The organism is Serratia inhibens, assembly GCF_003591175.1.
GTDB classification, from domain to species: Bacteria; Pseudomonadota; Gammaproteobacteria; order Enterobacterales; family Enterobacteriaceae; genus Serratia; species Serratia inhibens.
Map to the genome: position 1 here is coordinate 264,890 of NZ_QYYG01000003.1, position 22,908 is coordinate 287,797.

At 55.4% G+C, this 22,908-nt stretch carries 21 protein-coding genes; 11 read left to right on the forward strand and 10 right to left on the reverse strand.

Translation table 11 applies throughout. The features are described from left to right. Positions 1 to 307 precede the first annotated feature (307 nt). From argR to yhcN (D4100_RS14095), 3 genes are all read left to right on the forward strand, one after another. Positions 308 to 778 carry a transcriptional regulator ArgR gene (argR, locus tag D4100_RS14085; RefSeq protein ID WP_004952803.1) on the forward strand — a complete coding sequence of 157 codons (471 nt, stop codon included), beginning with the start codon at positions 308 to 310 and terminating at the stop codon, positions 776 to 778. A gap of 408 nt (positions 779 to 1,186) precedes the next feature. After that, positions 1,187 to 1,450 carry a peroxide/acid stress response protein YhcN gene (gene yhcN, locus D4100_RS14090; RefSeq protein WP_119804623.1) on the forward strand — a complete coding sequence of 88 codons (264 nt, stop codon included), beginning with the start codon at positions 1,187 to 1,189 and terminating at the stop codon, positions 1,448 to 1,450. A gap of 124 nt (positions 1,451 to 1,574) precedes the next feature. Continuing rightward, positions 1,575 to 1,838, forward strand: a complete 264-nt coding sequence (gene yhcN, locus D4100_RS14095; RefSeq protein ID WP_006317488.1) for a peroxide/acid stress response protein YhcN — start codon at positions 1,575 to 1,577, stop codon at positions 1,836 to 1,838. Positions 1,839 to 2,028: 190 nt separating this feature from the next. Here the strand turns inward: yhcN (D4100_RS14095) and mpl are convergent, their stop codons facing one another. Further along, positions 2,029 to 3,408, reverse strand: a complete 1,380-nt coding sequence (gene mpl, locus D4100_RS14100) for a UDP-N-acetylmuramate:L-alanyl-gamma-D-glutamyl-meso-diaminopimelate ligase (protein WP_006317487.1) — start codon at positions 3,406 to 3,408, stop codon at positions 2,029 to 2,031. 169 nt (positions 3,409 to 3,577) lie between these two features. Between mpl and fbp the strand changes: the two genes are divergently transcribed. Next, the gene (gene fbp / locus D4100_RS14105; RefSeq protein ID WP_004952791.1) at positions 3,578 to 4,582 is read left to right on the forward strand and encodes a class 1 fructose-bisphosphatase; all 1,005 of its coding nucleotides are present in this window, start codon (positions 3,578 to 3,580) and stop codon (positions 4,580 to 4,582) included. Between the two features lie 41 nt (positions 4,583 to 4,623). Here fbp and D4100_RS14110 read toward each other — a convergent pair whose 3' ends face one another. After that, positions 4,624 to 6,177: a methyl-accepting chemotaxis protein gene (locus D4100_RS14110; protein ID WP_006317486.1), complete on the reverse strand. Its 1,554-nt coding sequence runs from the start codon at positions 6,175 to 6,177 to the stop codon at positions 4,624 to 4,626. A gap of 257 nt (positions 6,178 to 6,434) precedes the next feature. Here D4100_RS14110 and ppa point away from each other — a divergent pair, with 257 nt between their 5' ends. After that, a complete protein-coding gene (gene ppa / locus D4100_RS14115; protein ID WP_004952787.1) occupies positions 6,435 to 6,965 on the forward strand; it encodes an inorganic diphosphatase in 531 nt (176 codons plus the stop codon). A 53-nt stretch (positions 6,966 to 7,018) separates the two neighbouring features. Here ppa and D4100_RS14120 read toward each other — a convergent pair whose 3' ends face one another. From D4100_RS14120 to tamA, 3 genes are read right to left on the reverse strand one after another with little or no spacing between them, the layout of a single operon-like run. Next, entirely contained in the window at positions 7,019 to 7,366 is a 348-nt protein-coding gene (locus tag D4100_RS14120) for a gamma-glutamylcyclotransferase family protein (protein WP_006317485.1), read from the reverse strand. Between the two features lie 2 nt (positions 7,367 to 7,368). Then, a complete protein-coding gene (gene tamB, locus D4100_RS14125; RefSeq protein ID WP_006317484.1) occupies positions 7,369 to 11,187 on the reverse strand; it encodes an autotransporter assembly complex protein TamB in 3,819 nt (1,272 codons plus the stop codon). Continuing rightward, entirely contained in the window at positions 11,184 to 12,920 is a 1,737-nt protein-coding gene (gene tamA, locus D4100_RS14130; RefSeq protein ID WP_006317483.1) for an autotransporter assembly complex protein TamA, read from the reverse strand. Before tamA ends, tamB begins: the two co-directional genes overlap by 4 nt. A 288-nt stretch (positions 12,921 to 13,208) precedes the next feature. Between tamA and msrA the strand changes: the two genes are divergently transcribed. Together msrA and paeA are read left to right on the forward strand one after the other, a co-directional pair. Next, positions 13,209 to 13,850, forward strand: a complete 642-nt coding sequence (msrA, locus tag D4100_RS14135) for a peptide-methionine (S)-S-oxide reductase MsrA (RefSeq protein WP_420876402.1) — start codon at positions 13,209 to 13,211, stop codon at positions 13,848 to 13,850. 187 nt (positions 13,851 to 14,037) lie between these two features. Further along, the gene (gene paeA, locus D4100_RS14140; protein WP_006317481.1) at positions 14,038 to 15,369 is read left to right on the forward strand and encodes a polyamine export protein PaeA; all 1,332 of its coding nucleotides are present in this window, start codon (positions 14,038 to 14,040) and stop codon (positions 15,367 to 15,369) included. Positions 15,370 to 15,504: 135 nt separating this feature from the next. Here paeA and D4100_RS14145 read toward each other — a convergent pair whose 3' ends face one another. Beyond that, positions 15,505 to 15,711, reverse strand: coding sequence for a DUF1107 domain-containing protein (locus D4100_RS14145; protein ID WP_004952776.1), 207 nt, complete (start codon positions 15,709 to 15,711; stop codon positions 15,505 to 15,507). A gap of 325 nt (positions 15,712 to 16,036) precedes the next feature. On the opposite strand from D4100_RS14145, the gene D4100_RS14150 reads away from it, so the two are divergent. Next, a complete protein-coding gene (locus tag D4100_RS14150) occupies positions 16,037 to 16,591 on the forward strand; it encodes a YtfJ family protein (protein WP_006317480.1) in 555 nt (184 codons plus the stop codon). Position 16,592: 1 nt separating this feature from the next. Here D4100_RS14150 and cysQ read toward each other — a convergent pair whose 3' ends face one another. After that, on the reverse strand, positions 16,593 to 17,333 hold the full coding sequence (gene cysQ, locus D4100_RS14155) for a 3'(2'),5'-bisphosphate nucleotidase CysQ (RefSeq protein ID WP_006317479.1): 741 nt from the start codon (positions 17,331 to 17,333) through the stop codon (positions 16,593 to 16,595). A gap of 256 nt (positions 17,334 to 17,589) precedes the next feature. On the opposite strand from cysQ, the gene D4100_RS14160 reads away from it, so the two are divergent. Then, positions 17,590 to 19,542 (forward strand): bifunctional 2',3'-cyclic-nucleotide 2'-phosphodiesterase/3'-nucleotidase, encoded by a 1,953-nt coding sequence (locus tag D4100_RS14160; protein WP_006317478.1) that lies wholly within the window; start codon positions 17,590 to 17,592, stop codon positions 19,540 to 19,542. A 123-nt stretch (positions 19,543 to 19,665) separates the two neighbouring features. Then, positions 19,666 to 20,331, forward strand: a complete 666-nt coding sequence (gene ytfE / locus D4100_RS14165) for an iron-sulfur cluster repair protein YtfE (protein WP_119804625.1) — start codon at positions 19,666 to 19,668, stop codon at positions 20,329 to 20,331. Between the two features lie 43 nt (positions 20,332 to 20,374). On the opposite strand, the gene fklB is transcribed toward ytfE, so the two are convergent. Beyond that, a complete protein-coding gene (gene fklB / locus D4100_RS14170; RefSeq protein ID WP_006317468.1) occupies positions 20,375 to 20,995 on the reverse strand; it encodes a BamJ family beta-barrel-assembly machinery protein in 621 nt (206 codons plus the stop codon). Positions 20,996 to 21,282: 287 nt separating this feature from the next. On the opposite strand from fklB, the gene D4100_RS14175 reads away from it, so the two are divergent. Beyond that, positions 21,283 to 21,951: an OapA family protein gene (locus tag D4100_RS14175; RefSeq protein ID WP_006317466.1), complete on the forward strand. Its 669-nt coding sequence runs from the start codon at positions 21,283 to 21,285 to the stop codon at positions 21,949 to 21,951. On the opposite strand, the gene D4100_RS14180 is transcribed toward D4100_RS14175, so the two are convergent. Continuing rightward, a complete protein-coding gene (locus D4100_RS14180) occupies positions 21,948 to 22,307 on the reverse strand; it encodes a DUF488 domain-containing protein (RefSeq protein WP_006317464.1) in 360 nt (119 codons plus the stop codon). The two genes, D4100_RS14175 and D4100_RS14180, sit on opposite strands and share 4 nt — an antisense overlap. Before the next feature lie 109 nt (positions 22,308 to 22,416). After that, complete coding sequence (gene rplI / locus D4100_RS14185) at positions 22,417 to 22,869, reverse strand: 50S ribosomal protein L9 (RefSeq protein ID WP_006317461.1); 453 nt, start codon at positions 22,867 to 22,869, stop codon at positions 22,417 to 22,419. Positions 22,870 to 22,908 lie beyond the last annotated feature (39 nt).

Genomic DNA, 22,908 nt, shown 5'->3' on the forward strand with positions numbered 1-22,908 from the left:
CACATTAAGGGCATAGCGCACATTAATCAAAAATAGTGCGAGGTTATTCACAAGCAAGTTAACCGGCGGTTACATTACACCCTTACATAACATCAGAACAACATCATTTTAATAACATTTTCTTTACCGCCGTGGGCCGCTTTTTCGGTCACTGAAAGGACATATTCATGGGGTACGGATTTTGTTAAAATGCCGCCCTTTCCTCATTGTCCGGGCATTATTGTTTTCTTCTGGCGTCCTTTTATTGCATAAAAATTCATTTATATGCATAATAATCACTTCTATTGTCAACATTCCACGGTGCAAAATGCGTAATCCCGCAAAGCAGGAAGATCTGATCAAAGCGTTTAAGGCGTTATTGAAAGAAGAAAAATTCAGTTCTCAAGGCGAGATCGTTTTGGCGCTGCAAGAAGAAGGCTTCGAAAACATCAACCAATCCAAAGTATCGCGCATGCTGACCAAGTTCGGCGCGGTGCGTACCCGCAATGCCAAAATGGAAATGGTGTATTGCCTTCCGGCCGAACTCGGCGTACCGACCACCACCAGCCCGCTGAAGAATCTGGTGCTGGATGTCGATCACAACGATGCCGTAGTGGTGATTCATACCAGCCCCGGTGCAGCGCAACTGATTGCCCGCCTGCTGGATTCACTGGGAAAATCCGAGGGCATTCTCGGCACCATCGCCGGTGACGACACCATTTTTGTTACCCCAGCCAGCAGCTTTACCGCTCGCCAGTTGTACGAAGCCATCCTGTCGCTATTCGAACAAGAGTTATGATGCACAACGCTAACAAAATGCGGCTGACGGTCGCGTTTTGTTAGCGCTTCTTTAACTAACTCAGCCCTACCTTTTCCTCTCACCCAGCCACGTTTAAAACCCGATTTCCGCCTTGCTACGACACATTCCAATGACATTTATACTTAACCAGTGATAGCTACTGCATTCTTCCGCACGTTTGGTCAAAAACACTTACCTGATTGAAATTACATAAATTTAACATCGAAAGATCGTTTTATGAGCGATTTTTATTCCATAAGGTTATTAAAGATAAGAGCCACCATAATAAAGTTTCACAAGAAACTGTTAGCTAACTATTAATTTTTAGAGTTACTAGATGTATACTCATTTCCGTGACGTAAATCACAGTTCATTGGAACTGATAAAAGAATACGATAAGGTGAGATCATGAAAATTAAAGCTACCGTTGCAACACTAAGCCTCCTGTCTGTGCTTTCCTTTGGCGCATTTGCAGCACAATCCGTTGATGCAGATCAGGCGGCAAAACTGCAGTCCGCAGGCACCATTACCGTCAGCGGCGTAGCCGGTGCCCCTTCAGACATCCGTCAGGCGCTGTCTGAAAAAGCCGATGCCCGTGGCGCGACCGCTTACCGTGTGATCGAAGCGCGCAATGAAGGCAACTACCACGCCACGGCTGAAATTTATAAATAAGACCCCGGCATTACCCGGCAACGGGCAAGACATCTCTGGAAACCAGCATTGCCGATAACAGCTTTCAAGAATAATAAACGCTGTAAAGCCCTTCCTGGCTGTTATCGCTACAGGACACACGACCATGAACATGAAAGCTACCCTCGCGGCAATTAGCCTGATGTCAGCCCTTTCGTTCGGCGCTTCAGCCGCTACCCTGATCACCAATGACCAGGCCGCTGATCTTCAGTCTGTCGGCACCATTACCGCCAGTGGCGTCACAGGTGCACCTTCGGATATTCGTCAGGCGCTGTCCGACAAAGCCGATAAACAAGGCGCTAAAGCGTACCGAGTGATCGAAGCCTACGAAAACGGCAACTGGCACGCGACTGCCGAAATCTACAAATAACCATTCAGAGAACGCGATTGCCGAACTGATTACCCTCGTCACTGCCACTGCCGAGTTCTGTCGTAAACGCGAATTCTCTGAAGATTATCGTCGTCCTATCCGACGAACCCCGTTGCCCTCGCTCGCGAGGGCTTTTTTATGGGCGAAAAAAAGGGCCGCTAACGGCCCTTTATCGAATTGTTCCTGTCGATCAGTAGATTACTTTCGGTTCTGGCTTATTGGCCAATGCCTCCAGCAGCCGATCGTGGATCCCACCAAATCCGCCGTTACTCATCACCAGGATATGGTCACCCGGCTGAGCGGTTTTCACTATCATATCCACCAAGGTGCCGAGATCGGCACTCCAGTGGGCCGGCTGCACGCAAGCCTCTGCCACTTCCGCCACCTGCCAGGGGATATGGTGTGGCTGGAACAGGAAGACCTCATCGGCGCGGCCAAGCGATGGCGCCAAGTCGTTCTTGCTGATGCCCATTTTCATGGTGTTGGAACGCGGCTCAAGCACTGCCAGAATGCGGGCGGTCCCCCCCACTTTGCCGCGCAGAGCGGCCAGGGTCGCCAGGATCGCCGTTGGGTGATGCGCAAAATCGTCGTACACCGTGACGCCGTTGGCTTCGCCGCGCAGCTCCAGGCGGCGGCGGGCATTGATGAAATCGCCCAGCGCGGTGCAGGCGTCTGCAGGCTGCACGCCAACGTGACGCGTTGCGGCAATGGCCATCAGGCCATTATGCATGTTGTGCTCGCCCACCAGCGCCCATTTCACCTCGCCAACCTTGTCGCCGTTGAGGAACACTTCATAGTGGCTGGCGTCCGGGGTCAGCTTGTGCGCCCGCCATGCCCCCTCTTCCCCAACCAGTTCCTGCTCGCTCCAGCACCCCATCGCCATCACCTGTTTCAGGTGGTTGTCGTTGTCAGGCAAAATGATCTTGCCCTTGCCCGGCACCAGGCGCACCAGATGATGGAACTGCTTCTGGATCGCTTTCAGATCGTCAAAGATATCGGCATGATCAAACTCCAGATTGTTCATGATCAGCGTACGCGGGCTGTAGTGAACAAACTTGGAGCGCTTGTCGAAGAATGCACAGTCGTATTCATCGGCTTCGATCACAAAGAACGGGCTGCCGCCCAAGCGCGCGGAAACGTCGAAGTTCCCCGGTACGCCGCCGATGACAAAGCCGGGCTGATAACCGCAGGCTTCCAGGATCCAGGTCGCCATGCCGGCCGTAGTGGTTTTACCGTGGGTCCCGGCAACCGCCAGCACCCAGCGATCGCGCAGTACATAGTCATGCAGCCACTGCGGGCCGGAAACGTAAGGGATGCCTTGCTCCAGCACCGCTTCCACGCACGGGTTACCGCGCGTCATGGCGTTGCCGATGATCACCAGATCCGGTGCGGGATCCAACTGAGCAGGATCGTAGCCCTGGATCAGATCGATCCCCTCTTTCTCCAACAGCGTGCTCATCGGCGGATAGACATTAGCGTCAGAGCCGGTCACCTCATGTCCCAACGAACGAGCCAGTACCGCCAGCCCCCCCATAAAGGTGCCACAGATCCCAAGAATGTGAATGCGCATAGTTTTCTCAATTGAGTACGTCGAATGTTGCCTTATTCTACCGCTCAGAATCGTCCAGAAGAAATGGATTTGCCTATGAATAGCGTTCATCTTTGGGCTACACTGCTCGCGAATACGTTGGCGGTTTGTTAACAGACCGCTACCCATCCGTAGATTCAGGGATTGTGTCATGAAAACGTTAGGCGAATTTATCGTCGAGAAACAGCACGACTTCTCTCACGCCACCGGCGAGCTGACAGCGTTACTTTCTGCAATTAAACTGGGCGCCAAAATCATCCACCGCGACATCAACAAAGCGGGTCTGGTTGATATCCTCGGTACCAGCGGCATTTCCAACGTACAGGGTGAAGTCCAGATGAAACTGGACCTGTTCGCCAACGAAAAGCTGAAAGCTGCGTTGAAAGCGCGCGGTGAAGTTGCGGGCATCGCTTCTGAAGAAGAAGATGAAATCGTGATTTTCGATGGCGAGCGGGCTGAAAATGGCAAGTACGTGGTGTTGATGGATCCGTTGGACGGTTCGTCCAACATTGATGTCAACGTCTCGGTCGGTACTATTTTCTCTATCTATCGTCGCATCACCCCGGTCGGCACTCCCGTGACCGAAGAAGATTTCCTGCAACCGGGCAGCGCCCAGGTTGCAGCCGGCTACGTAGTTTATGGTTCCTCGACCATGCTGGTGTACACCACCGGTTATGGCGTGCATGCCTTTACTTACGATCCGTCTCTGGGCGTGTTCTGCCTCTCCCACGAGAAAGTGCGTTACCCGGCCACCGGCAACATGTATTCCATCAACGAAGGCAACTACATCAAGTTCCCTCGCGGCGTGAAGAAATACATCAAGTATTGCCAGGAGCAGGACGAAGCAACGCAACGCCCTTACACCTCACGCTACATTGGTTCACTGGTTGCCGATTTTCACCGCAACCTGCTGAAAGGCGGCATCTACATTTACCCAAGCACCGCCAGCCACCCGCAAGGCAAGCTGCGTCTGCTGTATGAATGCAACCCGATGGCGTTTCTGGCGGAACAGGCAGGCGGTAAAGCCAGCGACGGTAAAAACCGTATTCTGGACATTACCCCGGTGAAACTGCACCAGCGTGCCCCCTTCTTCGTCGGTACCAAATCCATGGTTGAAGACGCCGAGCGCTTTATCGCCGAAAACCCGGACGAATAAAGCCTCTCTACAGGAGGCGGCATGCCGCCTCCTGTCACCCATCATAATTTGAACGCCGCCATGCTCTGTGCCAGCAGCTGAGCCTGCTCCTCCAGCGAACGCGTCGCCGCCGCAGACTCCTCGACCAACGCAGCATTTTGTTGCGCGACCTGATCCATCTGGGCCACCGCCAGGTTCACCTGCTCAATACCGCTGCTTTGTTCCCGGGTAGCCGCCGAAATTTCCCGCATCAGCGCCGTCACGCGGCCCACTTCACCGGTAATGCCGTTCATGGTTTTCGCCGCAGATTCCGCCATCTGCTCACCTTCCTGCACCCGATTCTGCGACGCCTCGATCAACCCTTTGATCTCTTTCGCCGACTGCGCACTGCGCTGTGCCAGGCTGCGCACCTCACCGGCCACCACGGCGAAACCGCGTCCTTGTTCACCGGCTCGGGCCGCTTCGACCGCCGCATTCAACGCCAGAATATTGGTCTGAAAGGCAATGCCGTCCATCACGCTGATGATATCGGCGATGCGCCGTGAACTGTCGGTAATCGCCTGCATCTTGTCCATCACCTGGCTGACCACCTCACTGCCTTGGTTGGCGATATCGGATACGCTCAGCGCCAGCTGGTTGGCCTGCTCGCAATTCTCGGCGTTCATTTTCACCGTCGAGGTCAGTTGTTCCATGCTGGCTGCGGTTTCTTCCAGCGAGGCGGCAGACTCTTCGGTGCGCTGCGCCAGATGCAGGTTACCGGCCGCCAGCTCGCGTGAGCCGGTATCAATCTGGCTGCTGGCATCGCGCACCTTGCTGACCGAGCCGACCAGCGCCTGTTGCATCCGTTGCATGGCGCGGATCAAACGGCCCATCTCGGTATCCCCTTCGCCGGTAATTCGGTGCGTCAGGTCGCCGCCGGCGATATATTCCAGTTGGGCGATAGACTCATCGAGAGGGCGCAGGATAATCACCCGCAGCGCAAACCAGGCCAGTATCGCCAACAGCACGCTGAGCAAGCCGGCAACCAGGATCAGGGTGATTTTGGTGCTGGCGTTATTTTCCGCCTCATCCACCCGCTGCTGCCCCACCTTCATGGCAAAGCTGCGGAAATCGCTGAGGTCTTTTTCGAAGGCGATACTCAGGGCCGAAATCCGGGTTTCCTGAATGTCGTAATAATCATCGACCTTGCCGGCCTTGATGGCGTCGGCCATTGGCCTGACGCCCTGTTCGAGATAGGCCCGGTAGCTGTTCTGCAAGTGGGTAGAGAGTTCACGGCCACGTTCGGTGACGGTACCGACGCTGACAAAGCGCGCCATTTCGTGCTTCGACTGCTCGAGGTAATCATAGATACGGCCTACCGTGGCATCGGAAACCTCAATCTGGCCGATTTCTCGCTGGCGCACCGCCAGCGAAGCGGCGGTTCTGGCACGCAACGTCAGGTTGGAACTGCTGGCCAGCGATCCCAGTTCCTCCCCCAGGATCTGGTTCAAAGTGTGTAGCGAGCGCGACCCTTCATTAATCGCGTTGACGCCGATCGTGCTGACCATAATCAGCAACAGCGTCGTCAGGCTAAGCAGGGCAATCAGCCCGGCCTTCACCGTAATTTTTTTTAGCATGAGTTCTTCCCGGCTTCAGAAATAGTGAGATCAAACGTAGGGGGAGGTAAAACGCGGAGCCAGGTTTCGCCGGCTCATTATTATTTGATGAAGTTATCGGCAACGGCGGGAAAAACTTGACCTCGTTGGAGGATTAATCTGGAAATGCGGCGGATGACTCCCTGGTGGGGAGTCGGTGATGAAAAGGGCAGGAAATCGCAAAAGAGTCCGCTATAATAGCCGCCACTCCATTTCTGGTTTGATTAAAGGAAACCGACATGAGCTTGAATCTGGTCCCAGCTGGCAAAGACCTGCCGGAAGACATCTACGTTGTTATCGAAATCCCGGCTAACGCCGATCCGATCAAATATGAAATCGACAAGGACACCGGAGCGCTGTTCGTTGACCGTTTCATGTCTACCGCGATGTTCTATCCGTGCAACTACGGTTACATCAACCACACCCTGTCTCTGGACGGTGACCCGGTTGACGTGCTGGTGCCGACCCCGTATCCGCTGCAGCCGGGTTCTGTGATCCGTTGCCGTCCGGTGGGCGTACTGAAGATGTCCGACGAAGCCGGTGAAGATGCGAAACTGGTTGCCGTTCCGCACAGCAAGCTGACCAAAGAGTACGATCACATCAAAGATGTGAACGACCTGCCAGAACTGCTGCGTGCCCAGATCGCTCACTTCTTCGAGCATTACAAAGATCTGGAAAAAGGCAAATGGGTGAAAGTGGAAGGCTGGGCAGACGCTGCCGCTGCCAAAGCTGAAATCGTTGCTTCTTTCGAACGCGCTGCCAAGAAGTAATTCTTGCCGCCGTCCGATGAAAAAACACCGCTCACTGAGCGGTGTTTTTTTTATTACTTTTCGTCGAGACGCTTCAACCAGTCGCCGCTGTTAATCCGCGGGTAACCGTCCACACTGTGTTTATACAGGTAGATCCACGCACTCCCATAAGGCGTCTGAATCAGCTCGCGCTTATAGTCCTTGGTGTTGCTTTTCAGTTCGTCCAGCTCTGCCAGAATCGATGAGTTAATACGGTACACCTCACAATGTACCGTGCCCTCTCCAGGGATCGCCGCCGGGTAATGGCCCAGATTATAAATCTGATAGCCTTCGAGCTCATGCTCGCCTAACCATTGGGCGTTGGTCATCCAATGGCTGTTTCCCTGTTTGCGTCGTAAACTGCCGTAGACAATTATTCGCATCGCTAAAACTCAAACTGATAGAGCAAATCTAATGCCTGGTCGATACCAGACACCGCTTCAAGATACAACTTAGGCATCAGGCGGTAACGCAACGTCAGCGTGGCCAGCGAGTCGAAAATGCCCACCCCATATTTTACTTGTAAGCCAGGGAGAACATAGCCGCTCACGACAACCTGGGAGCTGTCGCCAACCCCCTGAGTGTCCAGGGCCAAATTACTTACGCCAAACGCCTCGCCGATTTTACCCACAAGTTGACCACTTTGTGCAACCCCCATCCCAATTAACATTGAGGTCATTGCGTTGCCGTCGGCGCCGGAACTGCCCAAACCTTGCCCACGCAGCAGATAAGACAAGGCTTCCTGCTGCGATTTAGTCGGATCCGAGAACACTTCCAGCTTAGGTGCATCCGCCAGCCCGGTGACGCGAACCCCGGCGGTGACGCCGTCTTCGGTCGAGTCCGGATTACGGATCGCCTCAAGGTTAAGCAACGGCTGATCCGGCGGCCCAGAGAAGAGCAACTGGCCCTTGCGGACAATCAGATCCTGACCATAAGCATGGAAGCGACCGGAAGGGATGTCAATCTGGCCGTTCAGGCCCAGACCGTTCTTGTCCTGCACCACTTTCAAGTCGCCCTTCAGCCTGGCCTTCAGACCAAAGGCATCCAGACGTACGTCGTTGCCGACGTGGATCATCAGGTTACTGTTGATTGGGATCCCGGCGGTTTTCGGCTGTATGGGTTTCAGCTGATTATCCAGCATCACTTCGTCGGAAGAAACGCCCACCGCGCTTTCCGGCAGTTCCTGCACCGTTATGCGCGCCCAGGGGATATTGACTGAGCCGTTGAGCGAGAACAGCTGCGGTGTCGCTTCAAAGACCAGATCGGGCGAAACGTCGATGCGGATCATCGGCGGTACCGTCACCCGCAGCTTGTCGCCCTTGGCGGCGATACGGGCGCGCCAGGCGTTGATATCGCGCCAGTCGGCGTCACCGGACAGGTTCAACTGCCCGCGGGTCGTGCCGATCAGCCCCTCCAGCGTCGAGGTCATGCCATCGAAGTTGACCACCAACCGGCCGTCAGTCATGTCAAACGGCATCCAGTGGCCATCAATATCCACTTTATCCAGCGCTAACCGGCCATAAACCAGAGGTTTTTGCGCGCTGCCGCCCAGACGCAGGTTGGCGTTCAACATGCCCGCCGCTTTTTCCCCCTGCATCAGCGCCGGGTTAATCATCGCCAGCGAGATATTGGTGATATTGACATTACCGCTGATAGTGCGGCGCACCTGCGGGTCGGTGACCTGAATGTTGCCGTTAAACTGGCCATTATTGTTCAGCTTGATCAACCAGTCCGCCTGAGCGCGGCCGTTGGTCAGCCCGGCGTTGAGATTCAGCGTATCGAAGGCAATCGGCAGCGCATTACCCTGCACCTGCTGCACCACTTTCACCCCGTTGCCCACCAGCGAGACTTTCGCATCAGGCAACGCGCCCCCCGGTTTCCAGCTAACATCAGCCCGGCCGGAGAACACGCCGCTCAGGGCCGTTTCCGGCCCCAGGAAAGGTTTCACCATCGCCAGATCAAAACGGTTAAGCACTACGCTGGCCTGGCCGCTCTGGCCGGCCTCAATGGTTTTCGGCACGCACAGTTCGGCGTTCGGGTTCTGCCAGCAGTGCGGCCCGATACTGATTTTCTGTGCGGTATTCAGGTAGTCCAGCGCAATGGCACGCGTTAACCGCCATTCGCCCACTGGGGTATCGAAACGGGTATTGTTCAGGTTGCCGCGCCAGCGCTGCTGCTGGCGATCGAAACTGCCCTGCAGCGCCAGTTGGCCGGATACCGGCTTGCCGTCAATTTTCAGTTGCAGCTGATGCTGTTTTTCGCTGCCTTTGGCATCCAGCGTCAGCAGGTTGATTTCCAGAGCATCCTGCTTCAGTTGTTCAACCCGTACCGCCAGTTGGCCCTGAATCTGATCGCTGGAGCGCACGTCGCCGTCAATTTTAACCCGGTTAATGCGCAGCGCCTGCCACTGCAGGCCGGAAGCGGTCAAATCGGCCAGCAACTGAGGTGCCTGCAGGTTGCCGCGCAGTTTAAGCAGACCTTTCGCCGTTCCCCCCAACCCCGGCAGCGCGCCGTCCAGGCGCGGCGCGTCGATGTTCGCATCCAGATTCCAACTTTTCTCGTCCAGTTGGCCTTTGACGTTCAGTTGGTTACGCCCCAGCGTCAGATCGATACCGGGGATTTTCCACTGCCCGGCAGCGTTGCCGCTGAGCGAGCCGCGCGCAGTGACCTTATTTTGCTTCACGTTGCCGTCGAGCTGCAGCACCGGCACCTGCAATTGCCAACTGCCGCCGTGCAGGCTGCCACGAGTGGTGATCTTGCCGGCAAGCGTAGCCGGCCATTCCGGCCACTGTTTAGCGGTGTTAATACCGCTTAACATCAGCTGTGAATTCCAGCTGATGGCCTTGCTCCAGTCCACCAGCGCGGTCAAATCGGCGTTGCCCTGCAAGGCGGCCAGCCGCAGGCGATCCAGTTTGAACTGTTCGACGTTGCCTTTGCCATCCAGCGTCAGCACCGCCGGCGGCAGATCCTGGCCTTTGATGTTGGCGCGTGTCGACAGCGCATAATCGGTCGCCTTACCGTTGAAGCGCAGGCGGAAATCATTGACCTGGTATTGCGCCTCGCCGCTCAGTGGCCATTTCAGCTGTTTGCTTTGCAACGTCAGTGCCAACGGTAAACCGACCTCAGCCAGTTGAGTTTGCATATCCAACTGCGCGCCGACCGGCCCGGACAAATTGAGCGCCACTTTCAGCTCTTCACGCAGCCCGCCGCCAACGTTCAGCTTGACCTTCTCGCCCTTCAACGGCTCAATATTCAGCGTGCTGTTCGCCACCATCTCCACCGGCCAGTTGCCGGTCAGCGTCGCCTGCCCCTGGGCAGACAGCGTGCCCTGCGGCGATTTCACATCAAAATTGTCCAGTTGGATATGCTGGTCTTTGGTGCTGGCCTGCAGCAGCAGGCTGGTGATCAATACCTCGGTGTCGCCCGTCAGCCGCAGCTGTTCACCGCTGATTTCCTTGACGGTGATATCCAGCGGCAGGCGAATGTCCGGCAGGTCCGGCAGCAGCGGTTTGGCGAACAGTTCTTTCAAGGTTTCGCCCAGTGGCTTCTCTTCCGGCCGAGGCGCAGGCTTGGCAGCCTCATCGACTTTTTCCCCGACCTTTTTCGCCACCTCGACGACCGGTTGCACGGCCTCCGGCAATGGGTTTTGCGGCGTTTTCGGCAGGGCTATCAGCAGCGAGCTGATTTTGGTTGGCGACAAGGTCAGTGCGCGCTCCTGCCACTGTGCGCCGGTGCGGAACTCGCCCAGTGAAATCGCCGTGTCGTCGACGCTGACTTTGACGTTGTTCAGCGCCAGCATGCGCAGGGTGATCGGGTATGGCGTGCTCAGATTCGTGGTCGGCTCGCTGGTCTCTTCCACCGGCGCCGACGGCGTCATCTCTTTGGTTTTCACCACTACGTCCACGTCCTGAGCGGTCAGGGCGTTAACGCACAGCGAACTGCGTTTAAAACAGGATAAATCCAGCGACAGGTGGAACTGCCCGGCATTCACCGTCACGCCAGGCATCTGGTATTTCACGCCCTTTAGCGTCAAATCGCGCCAACCGCCACTGACACCGGCAATCTCCAGCCCCGGAACCCAACGCGCAGCCCCGTTGATAACCATATGCAGGCCGCTTGTGGTGCCGAGCAGATAAGCCAATCCGCCAATCAGCAGCAACAGAACGATCAGGGATCCCAGACAAATCTTTTTAATCAGGCTCATAATTCAGGCCCCAAACCGATATAGAACTGCACCCCGTGGGTCTCTTTATCCCCAACCGGAGCGGCGATATCCAGCTTCACCGGGCCGACCGGCGACTGCCAGCGCACGCCGAAGCCGGCGCCGGTTTTGACGTTGCTTTGCTTGATATCGTTCACCGCTTCGCCGGAATCCACAAACACTGCACCCCACCATTTTCCGGTCACGTTGTATTGGTATTCCAGCGAGCCGGTCAGCATTTTGGAGGCACCGGTCAGCTTGCCGTCATCGTCACGGGGTGAAATGCCTTTGTATTTGTAGCCGCGAATGCTGCGATCGCCACCGGCGAAGAAACGCAGATCCGGCGGCACTTTTTCAAAGTTATTGGTTTCGATCCAGCCAACCTGTCCGCGCGCAACAAAGCGGTGTTTGTCGGCCAGGGTACGTATCCAGACGTTCTGCGCCTGTATCAGCGCAAAGTCGACGCCGGAACCCCAGGTGGTGTCGGAGACGTCGAGCGAATAACGCTGGCTGTCGCCCCAGGTCGGCATCAGACCGCCGCGCGAGCGGGTACGGTTAACGCTGACGCCGGGATACAGCAGCATGGTGGTGTCGGTGACCGTACCCTGGGTAAAGTGGTCCAGACGCCAGGTCAGGTTCAATGCCCGTTGCCAGCCGCTGGAGAGATCCCAATTGCGAGAAACCACCGCTTTTGACGTAACGGACTTGGTATCGTTGAGATCGACGTTCTTGAAGCCCCCCTGCAACAGGTAATACTGCTCCAATGGGTTCTTCAACAGCGGGATTTTATAGGTCAGATCAAGCTGCTGTTCCGGTGCGGAAATACTGGCGCTGGTTTCCAGGCTATGGCCGCGATCGTTGAGCCACGGTTTTTTCCAGGTGCCTTTTACCCTAGGGCCGACGTCGGTGGAATAACCGACCCCGGTTTCGATGGTATTGCGGGTGCGCGGCGTAACCAGCGCATCTAACGGCAAAATCTTGTTCTCTTTGGCGTCTTGGAAATCAGGGGACACCACCACCGAGTTAAACCAGTTGGTGGCGGACAAACGACGGTTCAATTCGGCCAACTCTTCCGAACTGTAATAATCCCCCTGATGAAAGGGCACCAGATTTTGCAGATAGTCTTCGCGGATTTGCGAACCTTCGAACTTCACCTTGCCGAAGCGGTAGCGCTGCCCGCTGTTGAAGTCGATGTCCCAATAAGCCTTATGCAGTTCCTCCGCCACGCCCAGTTGGCTCTTGGTCATATCGGCATCGAAATAACCTTTGCGCAGCGCCATACCGGTCAAAGAACCTTTGAAGCCATCGTATTTGCCGTGATTAAGGATCTCGCCTATCGTCGGCCGGCCCTTTTTGACCAGTTCCAGATAGTCTTCGTCGGTTTTCGCGCCGCCTTCCAGTTGAATATTGGCACCGGCAATGCGCACCGGCTCGCCCGGATCCACTTTGGCATGCAGCACGGGACGCGCCAGCCCTGGGCGGTCATCCAGCGTAAAATCGATGGTGGGCTGATAATAACCCAGCGCGCGCAGCCCCTCGCGGACGGCGTCATCCACACGTGCGCGGAACCGCCCATCGGTGCCGACTTCTTCCGGCGTGATGGAAGACAAGCGCACACGCACGTTTTTTTCAAGTTCCCCGCTAAGTCCTTCAACCTGCAGCCGCACATTCGCAGAAAACGCCGCAGGCGTCGCGAGCAGCGCACAAAAAAAGCACAGGGCACGGTATCGTGGCACGCGTTCTCCTTAATTTATTTTACTTTCCTGTTATAACATCGCTCTCTGGTGCCAGGGCAGACTCCGCGCTATCAGGACGGCAGCCCTCTTCAGCGTTATTCCAGACGCCGCGTGTTACCGTTTTACTGTCGCCGTAAACAGGCGCATTCTTCGCTTTTGGCGCTCAAAATACTGCGTTAAGCTGACACTTAATCTCAATATGCAGCTTATTGTGGGCAAAGTTTCGGTTAGATACAACCGAACCGCTGCGTCTTGGGCCAATTCTTACTGTGACAACAGGAGTCAACCGTGGTGCCATTTTTTGATAAAACCCAAACCGTCGACAAGGCGAACGCACTGCCTGGCCGCACGACGCCGATGCCGGTTGCGACGCTCAATGTGGTCACCGATCATTCGATGACCCACGTCCCGGACGGCATGGAGGTAGCGATCTTCGCCATGGGCTGTTTCTGGGGTGTTGAGCGCCTGTTCTGGCAACAACCGGGCGTCTACAGCACCGCAGCTGGCTACAGCGGCGGCTACACGCCAAACCCGACCTACCGCGAAGTGTGCAGCGGCCAGACCGGCCACACCGAAGTGGTGCGCGTAGTGTTTGACCCGAAAATCGTCAGCTATAAGCAACTGCTGCAGGTGTTCTGGGAAAACCACGATCCGGCGCAGGGCATGCGCCAGGGCGGTGACGTCGGTACCCAGTACCGTTCGGCGATTTACACGCTGACGCCGGAACAGCAGAGCGAAGCCGAAAGTAGCAGGCAACGTTTCCAACAGGCGATGGATGAAGCCGGTGACAAACGCACCATCACCACAGAAGTGACGCCTGCACTGCCGTTCTACTATGCCGAAGACGACCATCAGCAATATCTGTATAAAAATCCTGAAGGCTATTGCGGCCTGGGCGGGATCGGCGTTTGTCTGCCGCCGCAGGGCTAAGCTACTATTTTTTAACCGCTGGCGGCCCCTGTGGGGCTACTGCTATACTGTGCGGGGTCGCATTTGCGGCCCTGCTTTTTGATAAAGCTCTGGCGGGCGCGATATGCGACCCCCGACAATTCTTTTTTTACAATGTACTACCCTTCCTCAAGAGCGCCGTCATCTCGTCGGCACGTATGGATAGATTATGTTAAACAGTATTTTACTGATTCTTTTTCTGATCGCCGTGAGTGCGTTTTTCTCACTGTCGGAAATATCTCTGGCCGCATCACGCAAGATTAAACTGAAAATGATGGCTGACGAAGGTAACGTCAATGCCGCCAAAGTGCTCAAACTGCAGGAAACGCCAGGCCTGTATTTTACCGTAGTGCAAATTGGTCTGAACGCCGTGGCCATTCTCGGCGGTATCGTTGGCGATGCAGCCTTTTCTCCCACTTTCAAACTGCTGTTCGACCGCTTTTTGTCACCTGAACTGGCGGAGCAGGTTAGCTTCATCTGTTCGTTCGTATTGGTAACCAGCCTGTTTATTCTGTTCGCGGATTTGACCCCGAAGCGCATCGGTATGATTGCACCAGAGACGTTCGCCGTCCGGATCATCAACCCGATGCGTTTCTCAATCATGCTGTTCCGGCCGCTGGTATGGTTCTTCAACGGCATGGCAAACCTGATCTTCCGCCTGTTCAAGCTGCCGATGGTGCGTAAAGACGACATCACCTCCGACGACATTTATGCGGTGGTGGAAGCCGGCGCCCTGGCGGGCGTGCTGCGTAAACAGGAACATGAGCTGATCGAAAACGTATTCGAGCTGGAATCACGCACCGTGCCCTCTTCGATGACCTCGCGTGAAAGCGTGGTTTACTTCGATCTGCGCGAGAGCGAAGAAAGCATCATCGAGAAGGTGTCTACCCACCCGCACTCCAAGTTCCTGGTGTGCGACGGCAATATCGATCAGGTGGTCGGCTACGTCGACTCCAAAGATCTGCTGAACCGCGTGCTGGGCAACCAGAGCCTGGTGCTGAGCAGCGGCGTACAGATCCGTGCGGCGCTGATCGTGCCGGACACTCTGACGTTGTCCGAAGCGCTGGAAAGCTTTAAAACCGCCGGCGAGGACTTTGCCGTTATTCTTAATGAGTATGCGTTGGTGGTAGGCATCATTACGCTGAATGACGTAATGACCACGCTGATGGGCGATCTGGTGGGCCAGGGCCAGGAAGAGCAGATCGTGGCGCGTGACGAAAGCTCATGGCTGATTGAGGGCGGCACGCCGATCGAAGATGTAATGCGTGTTCTGCACATTGATGAGTTCCCGCAGGCGGGTAACTACGAAACCATTGGCGGCTTTATGATGTACATGCTGCGCAAGATCCCGAAACGCACCGACTTCGTTAAGTACGCCGGCTATAAATTTGAAGTCGTGGACATCGACAGCTACAAGATTGATCAGTTGCTGGTGACCCGATTGAGCGACAAACCTGCGGCGGTACCGCCAAAAGCGCCGGGGGACAACTCCCCGGCCTGACACCTGCCGGCAAAACGTCAGCGGCCCCATCGGGGCCGCGATTATTGGAGCTTTTGCAGGTACACAAAATTTACCCTATGCATTTCAAATTGCAGATAACAACGCTGCGGCTTGAAATAAGGCGGGTATAGCGCATTAACCCATCTCTGATTGCAGCAACAACACCTGCCGGTTCACCTCTGACATCACACTGAAGTGGCGCCTGTCACGAATTTTCGGTATCAGGATTTTCCCTTCGTCGAACTCGAACGCGCCTACATCTTTGATATACAGCCGGCCACGAAACAGGGTCTTTACGTACTTCGCCACTTTCAATGGGTTATAACGCTGGAAGATTCTCATTCTTTTGCTCTCCTCCGTTTGGTCCATGCGCTCAGCGAGCCGCCAAGGTGGCAGCCTCTAAAGTAAGAACGCAACTTGATTGCCATGTAGTAGACCTAGTAAAGACCATATCGTTCACTTCCGCCTGGTCATCTTCACTGGATTTACACTTTTTGACAGAATTGTATATGATAATATATAACTTTTTCAGTATATCCATTCAAAATAAAGGTATTAACGCTGAGAAGGAAAAACTGCGATCCGGCTAACAGGACAGACCTCCGATCACCACCTATGCTTTAGGCTGTTGGGTGCTGTCGGCACCGTCCCCTTCCAAGGAGAAGGCATGAAAAAAAGTAGCATGCTCATTGTATCCCTGCTGTTTGCTCCCCTTTTGGCCTCCGCACACAATTTCCAGCTCCAGCAGCGCGTCGCGCCAGTCGGCGTCAGCGATAAAGGAGAGTTAAATTACGCTAATGATAAGTTTAGCTATAAAAACTGGAATAGCGCGCAGCTCAATGGGAAAGTGCGAGTGATCCAGCATATTGCCGGCCGCAGCTCCGCCAAGGAAATGAACGGCCCACTGATAGAAGCGATTAAAAAAGCCAAGCTACCGCACGAACGTTACCAAACGACGACAATCGTAAATACCGACGATGCCCTGCTCGGTACCGCGATGTTTGTTCGCAACAGTATTGAGGACAGCAAGAAAGAGTTTCCGTGGTCGCAATTTGTCGTCGACAGCAACGGTAACGTTCGCAAAGCCTGGGATCTGCAGCCGAAAGGCTCGGCCATTGTGGTGCTGGATAAACAGGGCAAGATCCAATTCGCCAAAGATGGCGCTTTGACGCCCGAAGAGGTGCAGCAGGTCATGACCCAACTGCACCAGCTCCTGAACTGATTCAGAACAGCGAAACCCGGAAACCGGGGTTGAGGAAGGATTCACGCGGCGTATAAAGCAACGGCTGCCCCCGCCAGTCGTGGATCTGCGCCCCGGCAGCCACCGCGACGGCATGGCCGGCGGCGGTATCCCAGATATTGGTCGGCCCGAAACGCGGATAGAGCTGCGCCTTACCTTCCGCCACCAGACAGAACTTCAGCGATGATCCGACAGAAATAGTCTGATGCTCACCCAGTTGGCTCAGGTAATCCTTCAATTCTTCATCGCTGTGGGAGCGGCTCACCACCACCAGCGGCGGATGGGCATTGCTGACGCCAATCGCCTGGCGCTGCCCCTTCTCTTCTTTCCAGGCTTTACCGCGCTCGGCCAGATACAACACGTCGATCGCCGGGGCATAAACCACGCCCATTACCGCCTGGCCGTCTTCAATCAGCGCGATATTCACCGTAAACTCGCCGTTGCGATTGAGGAATTCCTTGGTTCCATCCAACGGATCGACCAGCCAATAACGCGTCCAGTTCTGACGCACCTCCCAGGCCGGCGGATCTTCCTCCGACAGCAGCGGCACGTCCGGCGTTAACGCCGCCAGCCCGCGTTTGATAATATGATGCGCCGCCAGATCGGCCGCCGTCACCGGTGAATCATCTTTTTTCTGCGCCACATCAAGCGGTTGTTCACCATCATATACCGCCATGATTGCCGCTCCCGCTTCGCGGGACAGTTGGCAAATTTGCTCTAACATCATTCACCTCAGATATGCAGTTCCGTGGGTAATTTCCCCTTCCTCATTGCTAGCAGCCTAGTTTTTTTTGCATGGAATATCCATCACAACGATTTAACCATCGGTATTTACTCAAGTCTTTGCCGTCACAACTGTGACATTTCCTGCCTAACCTCGGCCAATTTTCTGCCACACTTCACAGTTTGGTGAGACAACCAATGTTAATTACATGTCCCTCTGCGATAAAACTCGAAAAATGGAATGGAGAAAACCAAAAATGATGAAGCGTCCGCTGACGTTGTCCGCCCTGGCTATGCTGGTTTGCGCCTCGACGCAGGCGGCAACGGTCGATCTGCGCGTACTGGAAACCACCGACCTGCACAGCAACATGATGGACTTCGATTACTACAAGGATAAACCGACTGATAAATTCGGTCTGGTGCGTACCGCAAGCCTGATCCAACAGGCTCGCCAGCAGGCCACCAATGCGGTGCTGGTGGACAACGGCGATATTATTCAGGGCAGCCCGCTGGGCGACTATATGGCAGCCAAGGGGCTAAAACCCGGCGACGTACACCCGGTATACAAAGCGATGAATACGCTGAATTACGTGGTCGGCAATATCGGCAACCATGAATTCAATTACGGCCTGGACTACCTGAAAAACGCCATTGCCGGCGCCAAATTCCCGTATATCAACGCCAACGTGATCGACGCTAAAACTAAAAAACCGCTATTCACGCCTTATATTATCGTCGATACGCCGGTAAAAGACCGTGACGGCAAGGAACATACTTTACGCATCGGCTATATCGGCTTCGTCCCCCCGCAAATTCTGGTGTGGGATAAGGCCAATCTGCAGGGCAAGGTGACGGTTAACGATATTACCGAAACCGCCAAAGGCTACGTGCCTGAAATGCGCAAACAGGGCGCCGACCTGGTGGTGGCAATCCCGCACTCCGGCCTTTCCAGCGAACCCTATAAGGCCATGGCGGAGAACTCGGTGTACTACCTCAGCCAAGTGCCGGGCATTGACGCCATCATGTTCGGCCATGCCCACGCGGTATTCCCGAGCAAGGACTTCGCCGCTATCAAAGGCGCAGATATTGAAAAAGGCCTGCTGAATGGCGTACCGGCGGTCATGCCGGGCCAATGGGGCGATCACCTCGGCGTGGTGGATCTGCAACTGAGCAACGACTCCGGCAGTTGGAAAGTGGCCTCCGCCAAAGCGGAGGCGCGGCCGATCTACGACAAAGAGCACAAGAAATCGCTGGCGGCGGAAGACGCGGCGCTGGTGAAGGTGCTGGCAGAGGATCATAAAGGCACGCGAGACTTCGTCAGCCAGCCGGTCGGCAAGTCTGACGACAACATGTACAGCTACCTGGCGCTGGTGCAGGACGATCCGACAGTGCAGATCGTCAACAATGCGCAGAAGGCCTATGTTGAGCACTACATTCAAGGCGATCCGGATCTGGCGGACCTGCCGGTGCTGTCAGCCGCAGCGCCGTTCAAGGTCGGCGGGCGCAAAAACGACCCGGCCAGCTTCGTTGAAGTGGAAAAAGGCCAGCTGACCTTCCGCAACGCTTCCGATCTCTATCTCTACCCCAATACGCTGGTAGTGGTGAAAGCCAGTGGTAAAGAGGTGAAGGAATGGCTGGAATGCTCGGCCGGGCAGTTCAATCAGATCGACGTCGCCAGCAGCAAGCCGCAAGGCCTGATTAACTGGGATGGCTTCCGCACTTATAACTTCGATGTCATTGACGGTGTGAATTATCAGATCGACGTCAGCCAGCCGGCGCGCTACGACGGCGAATGCCAGTTGATCAACGACAAGGCAGAACGCATCAAGCACCTGACGTTCAAGGGTAAGCCGATCGATCCGAACGCCACTTTCCTGGTTGCCACCAATAACTACCGCGCTTACGGCGGCAAGTTTGCCGGCACCGGCGATAAACACATCGCCTTCGCGTCGCCGGACGAGAACCGTTCGGTACTGGCGGCGTATATCGGTGCCGAGACTAAAAAACACGGTGCGGTACGGCCGCAGGTGGATAATAACTGGCGCCTGGCGGCATTCCGCAGTACACAGCCGCTGGATATCCGCTTCGAAACCTCACCCAGTGAGAAAGCCACCGCGTTTATCAACACGCATGCGCAGTACCCGATGAAGGCTGAGGGCACGGACAGCATTGGTTTTGCGGTTTATCAGATCGATTTGAGCAGTAAATAAGTGTCAGGCCGGGGGGAAATGACGCCTCCCGGCCGCCTACCTCTTTTTCTCTCTGGCGCGCCCTTTAAATTGCATTTAAAATACATGTTATAAGATTCCTTCATTTTTTAAAGAGGCACTACCATGGATTACCGCAACCAGTCCCTCGGCGCTCTCGCTATCGCCATTCCCCGGGCATCCCGCCTGTTCCGTTTGAACGATCTGGACTATTGCTGCGGCGGCAAGCAAACGTTGCAGCGCGCGGCCGAACGCAGAGGGCTGGATATCGACCGGCTGGAAACCGAGCTGGCCACCCTCGCCGCCAAACCGGAACAAAGCCGCGACTGGCGTACTGCGCCGCTCGGCGAAGTCATTGACTATATTCTGCCGCGCTTCCATCAAAGACACCGTGAGCAGTTGGCCGAACTGGTGCTGATGGCGGAAAAGGTTGAGCGGGTACACTCAGACAAACCCGCCTGTCCGCGCGGCCTGGCTAAACAGCTGAACCTGATCCGGCTGGATCTGGAAAACCATATGATGAAAGAAGAGCAGATCCTGTTCCCGATGATCAAACAAGGTATGGGGCGCCAGGCCGCCGGGCCGATCTCGGTGATGGAGCATGAACATGACGAAGCGGGAGAACAGCTGGAGGTGGTGAAATTCCTTACCAATAACATGACGCCGCCGGAAGGGGCATGCAATACCTGGCAGGCGCTGTATGGCGGCATCGACGAATTCATCGACGACCTGATGGAGCATATCAATCTGGAGAACAACCTGCTGTTCCCACGCGCACTGAGCGCTGCATAAAACAAGGGCGCCATTAAGGCGCCCAGGGAAACCTGTTATTGAATTACAGAATTTCCAGCAGCTCGACGTCAAACACCAGCGCACTGAATGGCGGGATGGATGCGCCGGCACCGCGCTCGCCATAGGCCAGATCGTGCGGGATATACAGCTGCCATTTGGAGCCGACCGGCATCAGGGTCAGCGCTTCGATCCAGCCTGGGATCACACCGCTAACCGGGAATTCTGCCGGCTGGCCGCGCTCTACGGAGCTGTCGAACACGTCGCCGTTAATCAGACGACCGGTGTAATGCACGCGCACGCGATCCTGACGGGACGGGATTGGGCCATTGCCCTGCTCCAGCACGGAGAACTGCAGACCGGATTCGGTCAACGTCACTTCGTCACGCTTGGCATTTTCTTCCAGGAATTGCTGACCTTCAACGGCCATTGCCTGCTGGCGCTCACGACGCACGGCATCCGCACGCTCGTGAATTTCACGCAGTGCACGATGTACCACGTCTACCGGAACCGCCGGGGCATTCCCTTCCAGCGCGTCACGCAAACCTGCCAGCAAAGCTTCCGGTTGTAAACCTTCCAGACCGGACTCTTGCAACTGCTGGCCGACCTGTAAACCAATCCCGTAACTTGCTTGCGCTTCAACGCTGTCAAAAGAAGGGGTTGTCATGGGGTTTTCCTTTAGTCTGTAAAAAGTCGAAAGCGCAGCATAACAGCGCCGGAAAGCCGGGTAAAATCTTGTGTGGAGAATGATGACTTTTGTCGTAGAAAAAGAAACAATAACCTCCTGTTAACGCCCGCTCCCGCGATCCCAGGCATATCGCCTGCCGCGACAACCATTGAATTGCTGCTGCCTTTCACTTCAAACAGTTAGCGGACTATACTGAAAGCAGGAAATCGGACCGGCGGTACACCATGTGTACTGTGGCATTTTTACGCAGTTGAAGAGAGGTCACCATGGGCAGAATCTCGCCCAGGAGAAGGAACACCACCCGTATCTACCAGCCGTTGCTGCGCACCTGGCTGAACTTCAGCCAGCGCCTGAAACCTGGCTCCGCGCCAGAGGCGGCAGAAGATCCGGATTCAGAGCAACCGCCGGTAAACGGCAAAGGACAGGGAATCAAAGCGTTACTGCTGAAGATTTGGCACCTGCCGGACAGTTTCGGCTGGATGGAACCCTTGCCCTATTTTCATCGTCGTTGGACTCTTATCTTCGGCGCGATCCTGCTGTTGGCGCTGTTATGGCCCTATTCGTCAGACAAACAGCCATTCCCGGTCACCCAGCAAGGCAACGGCATACCGCTGCAGGCCGATCAGCAAGATAACGGCCAGCAGCAACAAGCTGCCGAACCGGAACCGGCTGGCAATTGGCAACGCTACCAGATCCAGCCAGGCCAAACACTGGCGCAGCTATTTCGTGACAACAGCCTGCCGGTGAACGAAGTCTTTGCCATGGCTCAGGTGGAAGGTAACGACAAACCGCTCAGTAATATGAAGGTGGGTCAGGAAGTGCGTATCGAACGTGATGCCAACGGTGTGATTACCGCGCTGTCGGTCACTACCGCAGACAATACCCAAGCCCTGTTCCGCCGTCAGGCCGACGGTGGTTATCGCCGCGAGCGCTAATCCGCCAATTGAGCCAACAGGAAGTCACGCAGCACCACGCCCTGGTTGTGCTGTGTGTCTTTACTGCCGTACAGCAAGGTCAGGGCCTGCCCTTGCCGCAATAACGCCACCAGCGGCTGCCAGGCTTCGTTTTCCGCCAGTTGCCGGCGGTAGCGGCGGTCAAACTCTTCCCACTGATCGACGTGTTGATGAAACCACTGCCGCAGTGCGTTATCCGGCGCAATCTGTTTCAGCCACTGCACGCCCTGTAACCGTTCCTTGCTTATCCCCCGCGGCCACAGCCGATCAATCAAATAGCAGTTCTCCGGAGCCGGGCCGGTAAAGTCATAGACGCGCTGTAAGTTAATGTCTGCCATTCGCTGACTCTTCTCACCAAGGGTAATCGCAGGGTAGCGCGTTTTACCGGGCGCAGAAAAGCAAAACGCCAGCACGAGGCTGGCGTTTTAACTTGGCTGGCAGGAGCGATTAAGCTTCTGCAACCACAACTACATTCAGCTTAGCGAACACGTCGCTGTGTACCTGGAACTCAACTTCATGTTCACCAGTGGTACGCAGAACGCCGTTCGGCAGACGAACTTCGCTCTTGGCAACTTCAACGCCTGCCGCAGTAACTGCGTCAGCGATGTCGCGGGTGCCGATAGAGCCGAACAGTTTGCCTTCGTCGCCTGATTTAGACGCGATGGTTACTGAACCCAGTTCGTTGATCTTGGTTGCGCGAGCTTCAGCAGCAGCCAGAACGTCAGCCAGTTTGGCTTCCAGCTCTGCACGACGTGCTTCGAAGAACTCTACGTTTTTCTTGGTAGCAGGAACAGCTTTGCCCTGTGGTACCAAGAAGTTACGGGCGTAGCCCGCTTTAACGTTAACCTGATCACCCAGGCTGCCCAGGTTTGCTACTTTATCAAGCAGAATAACTTGCATTACCTTATCCTCTTAAAGTCGTTAATAGACAGCGGCCGA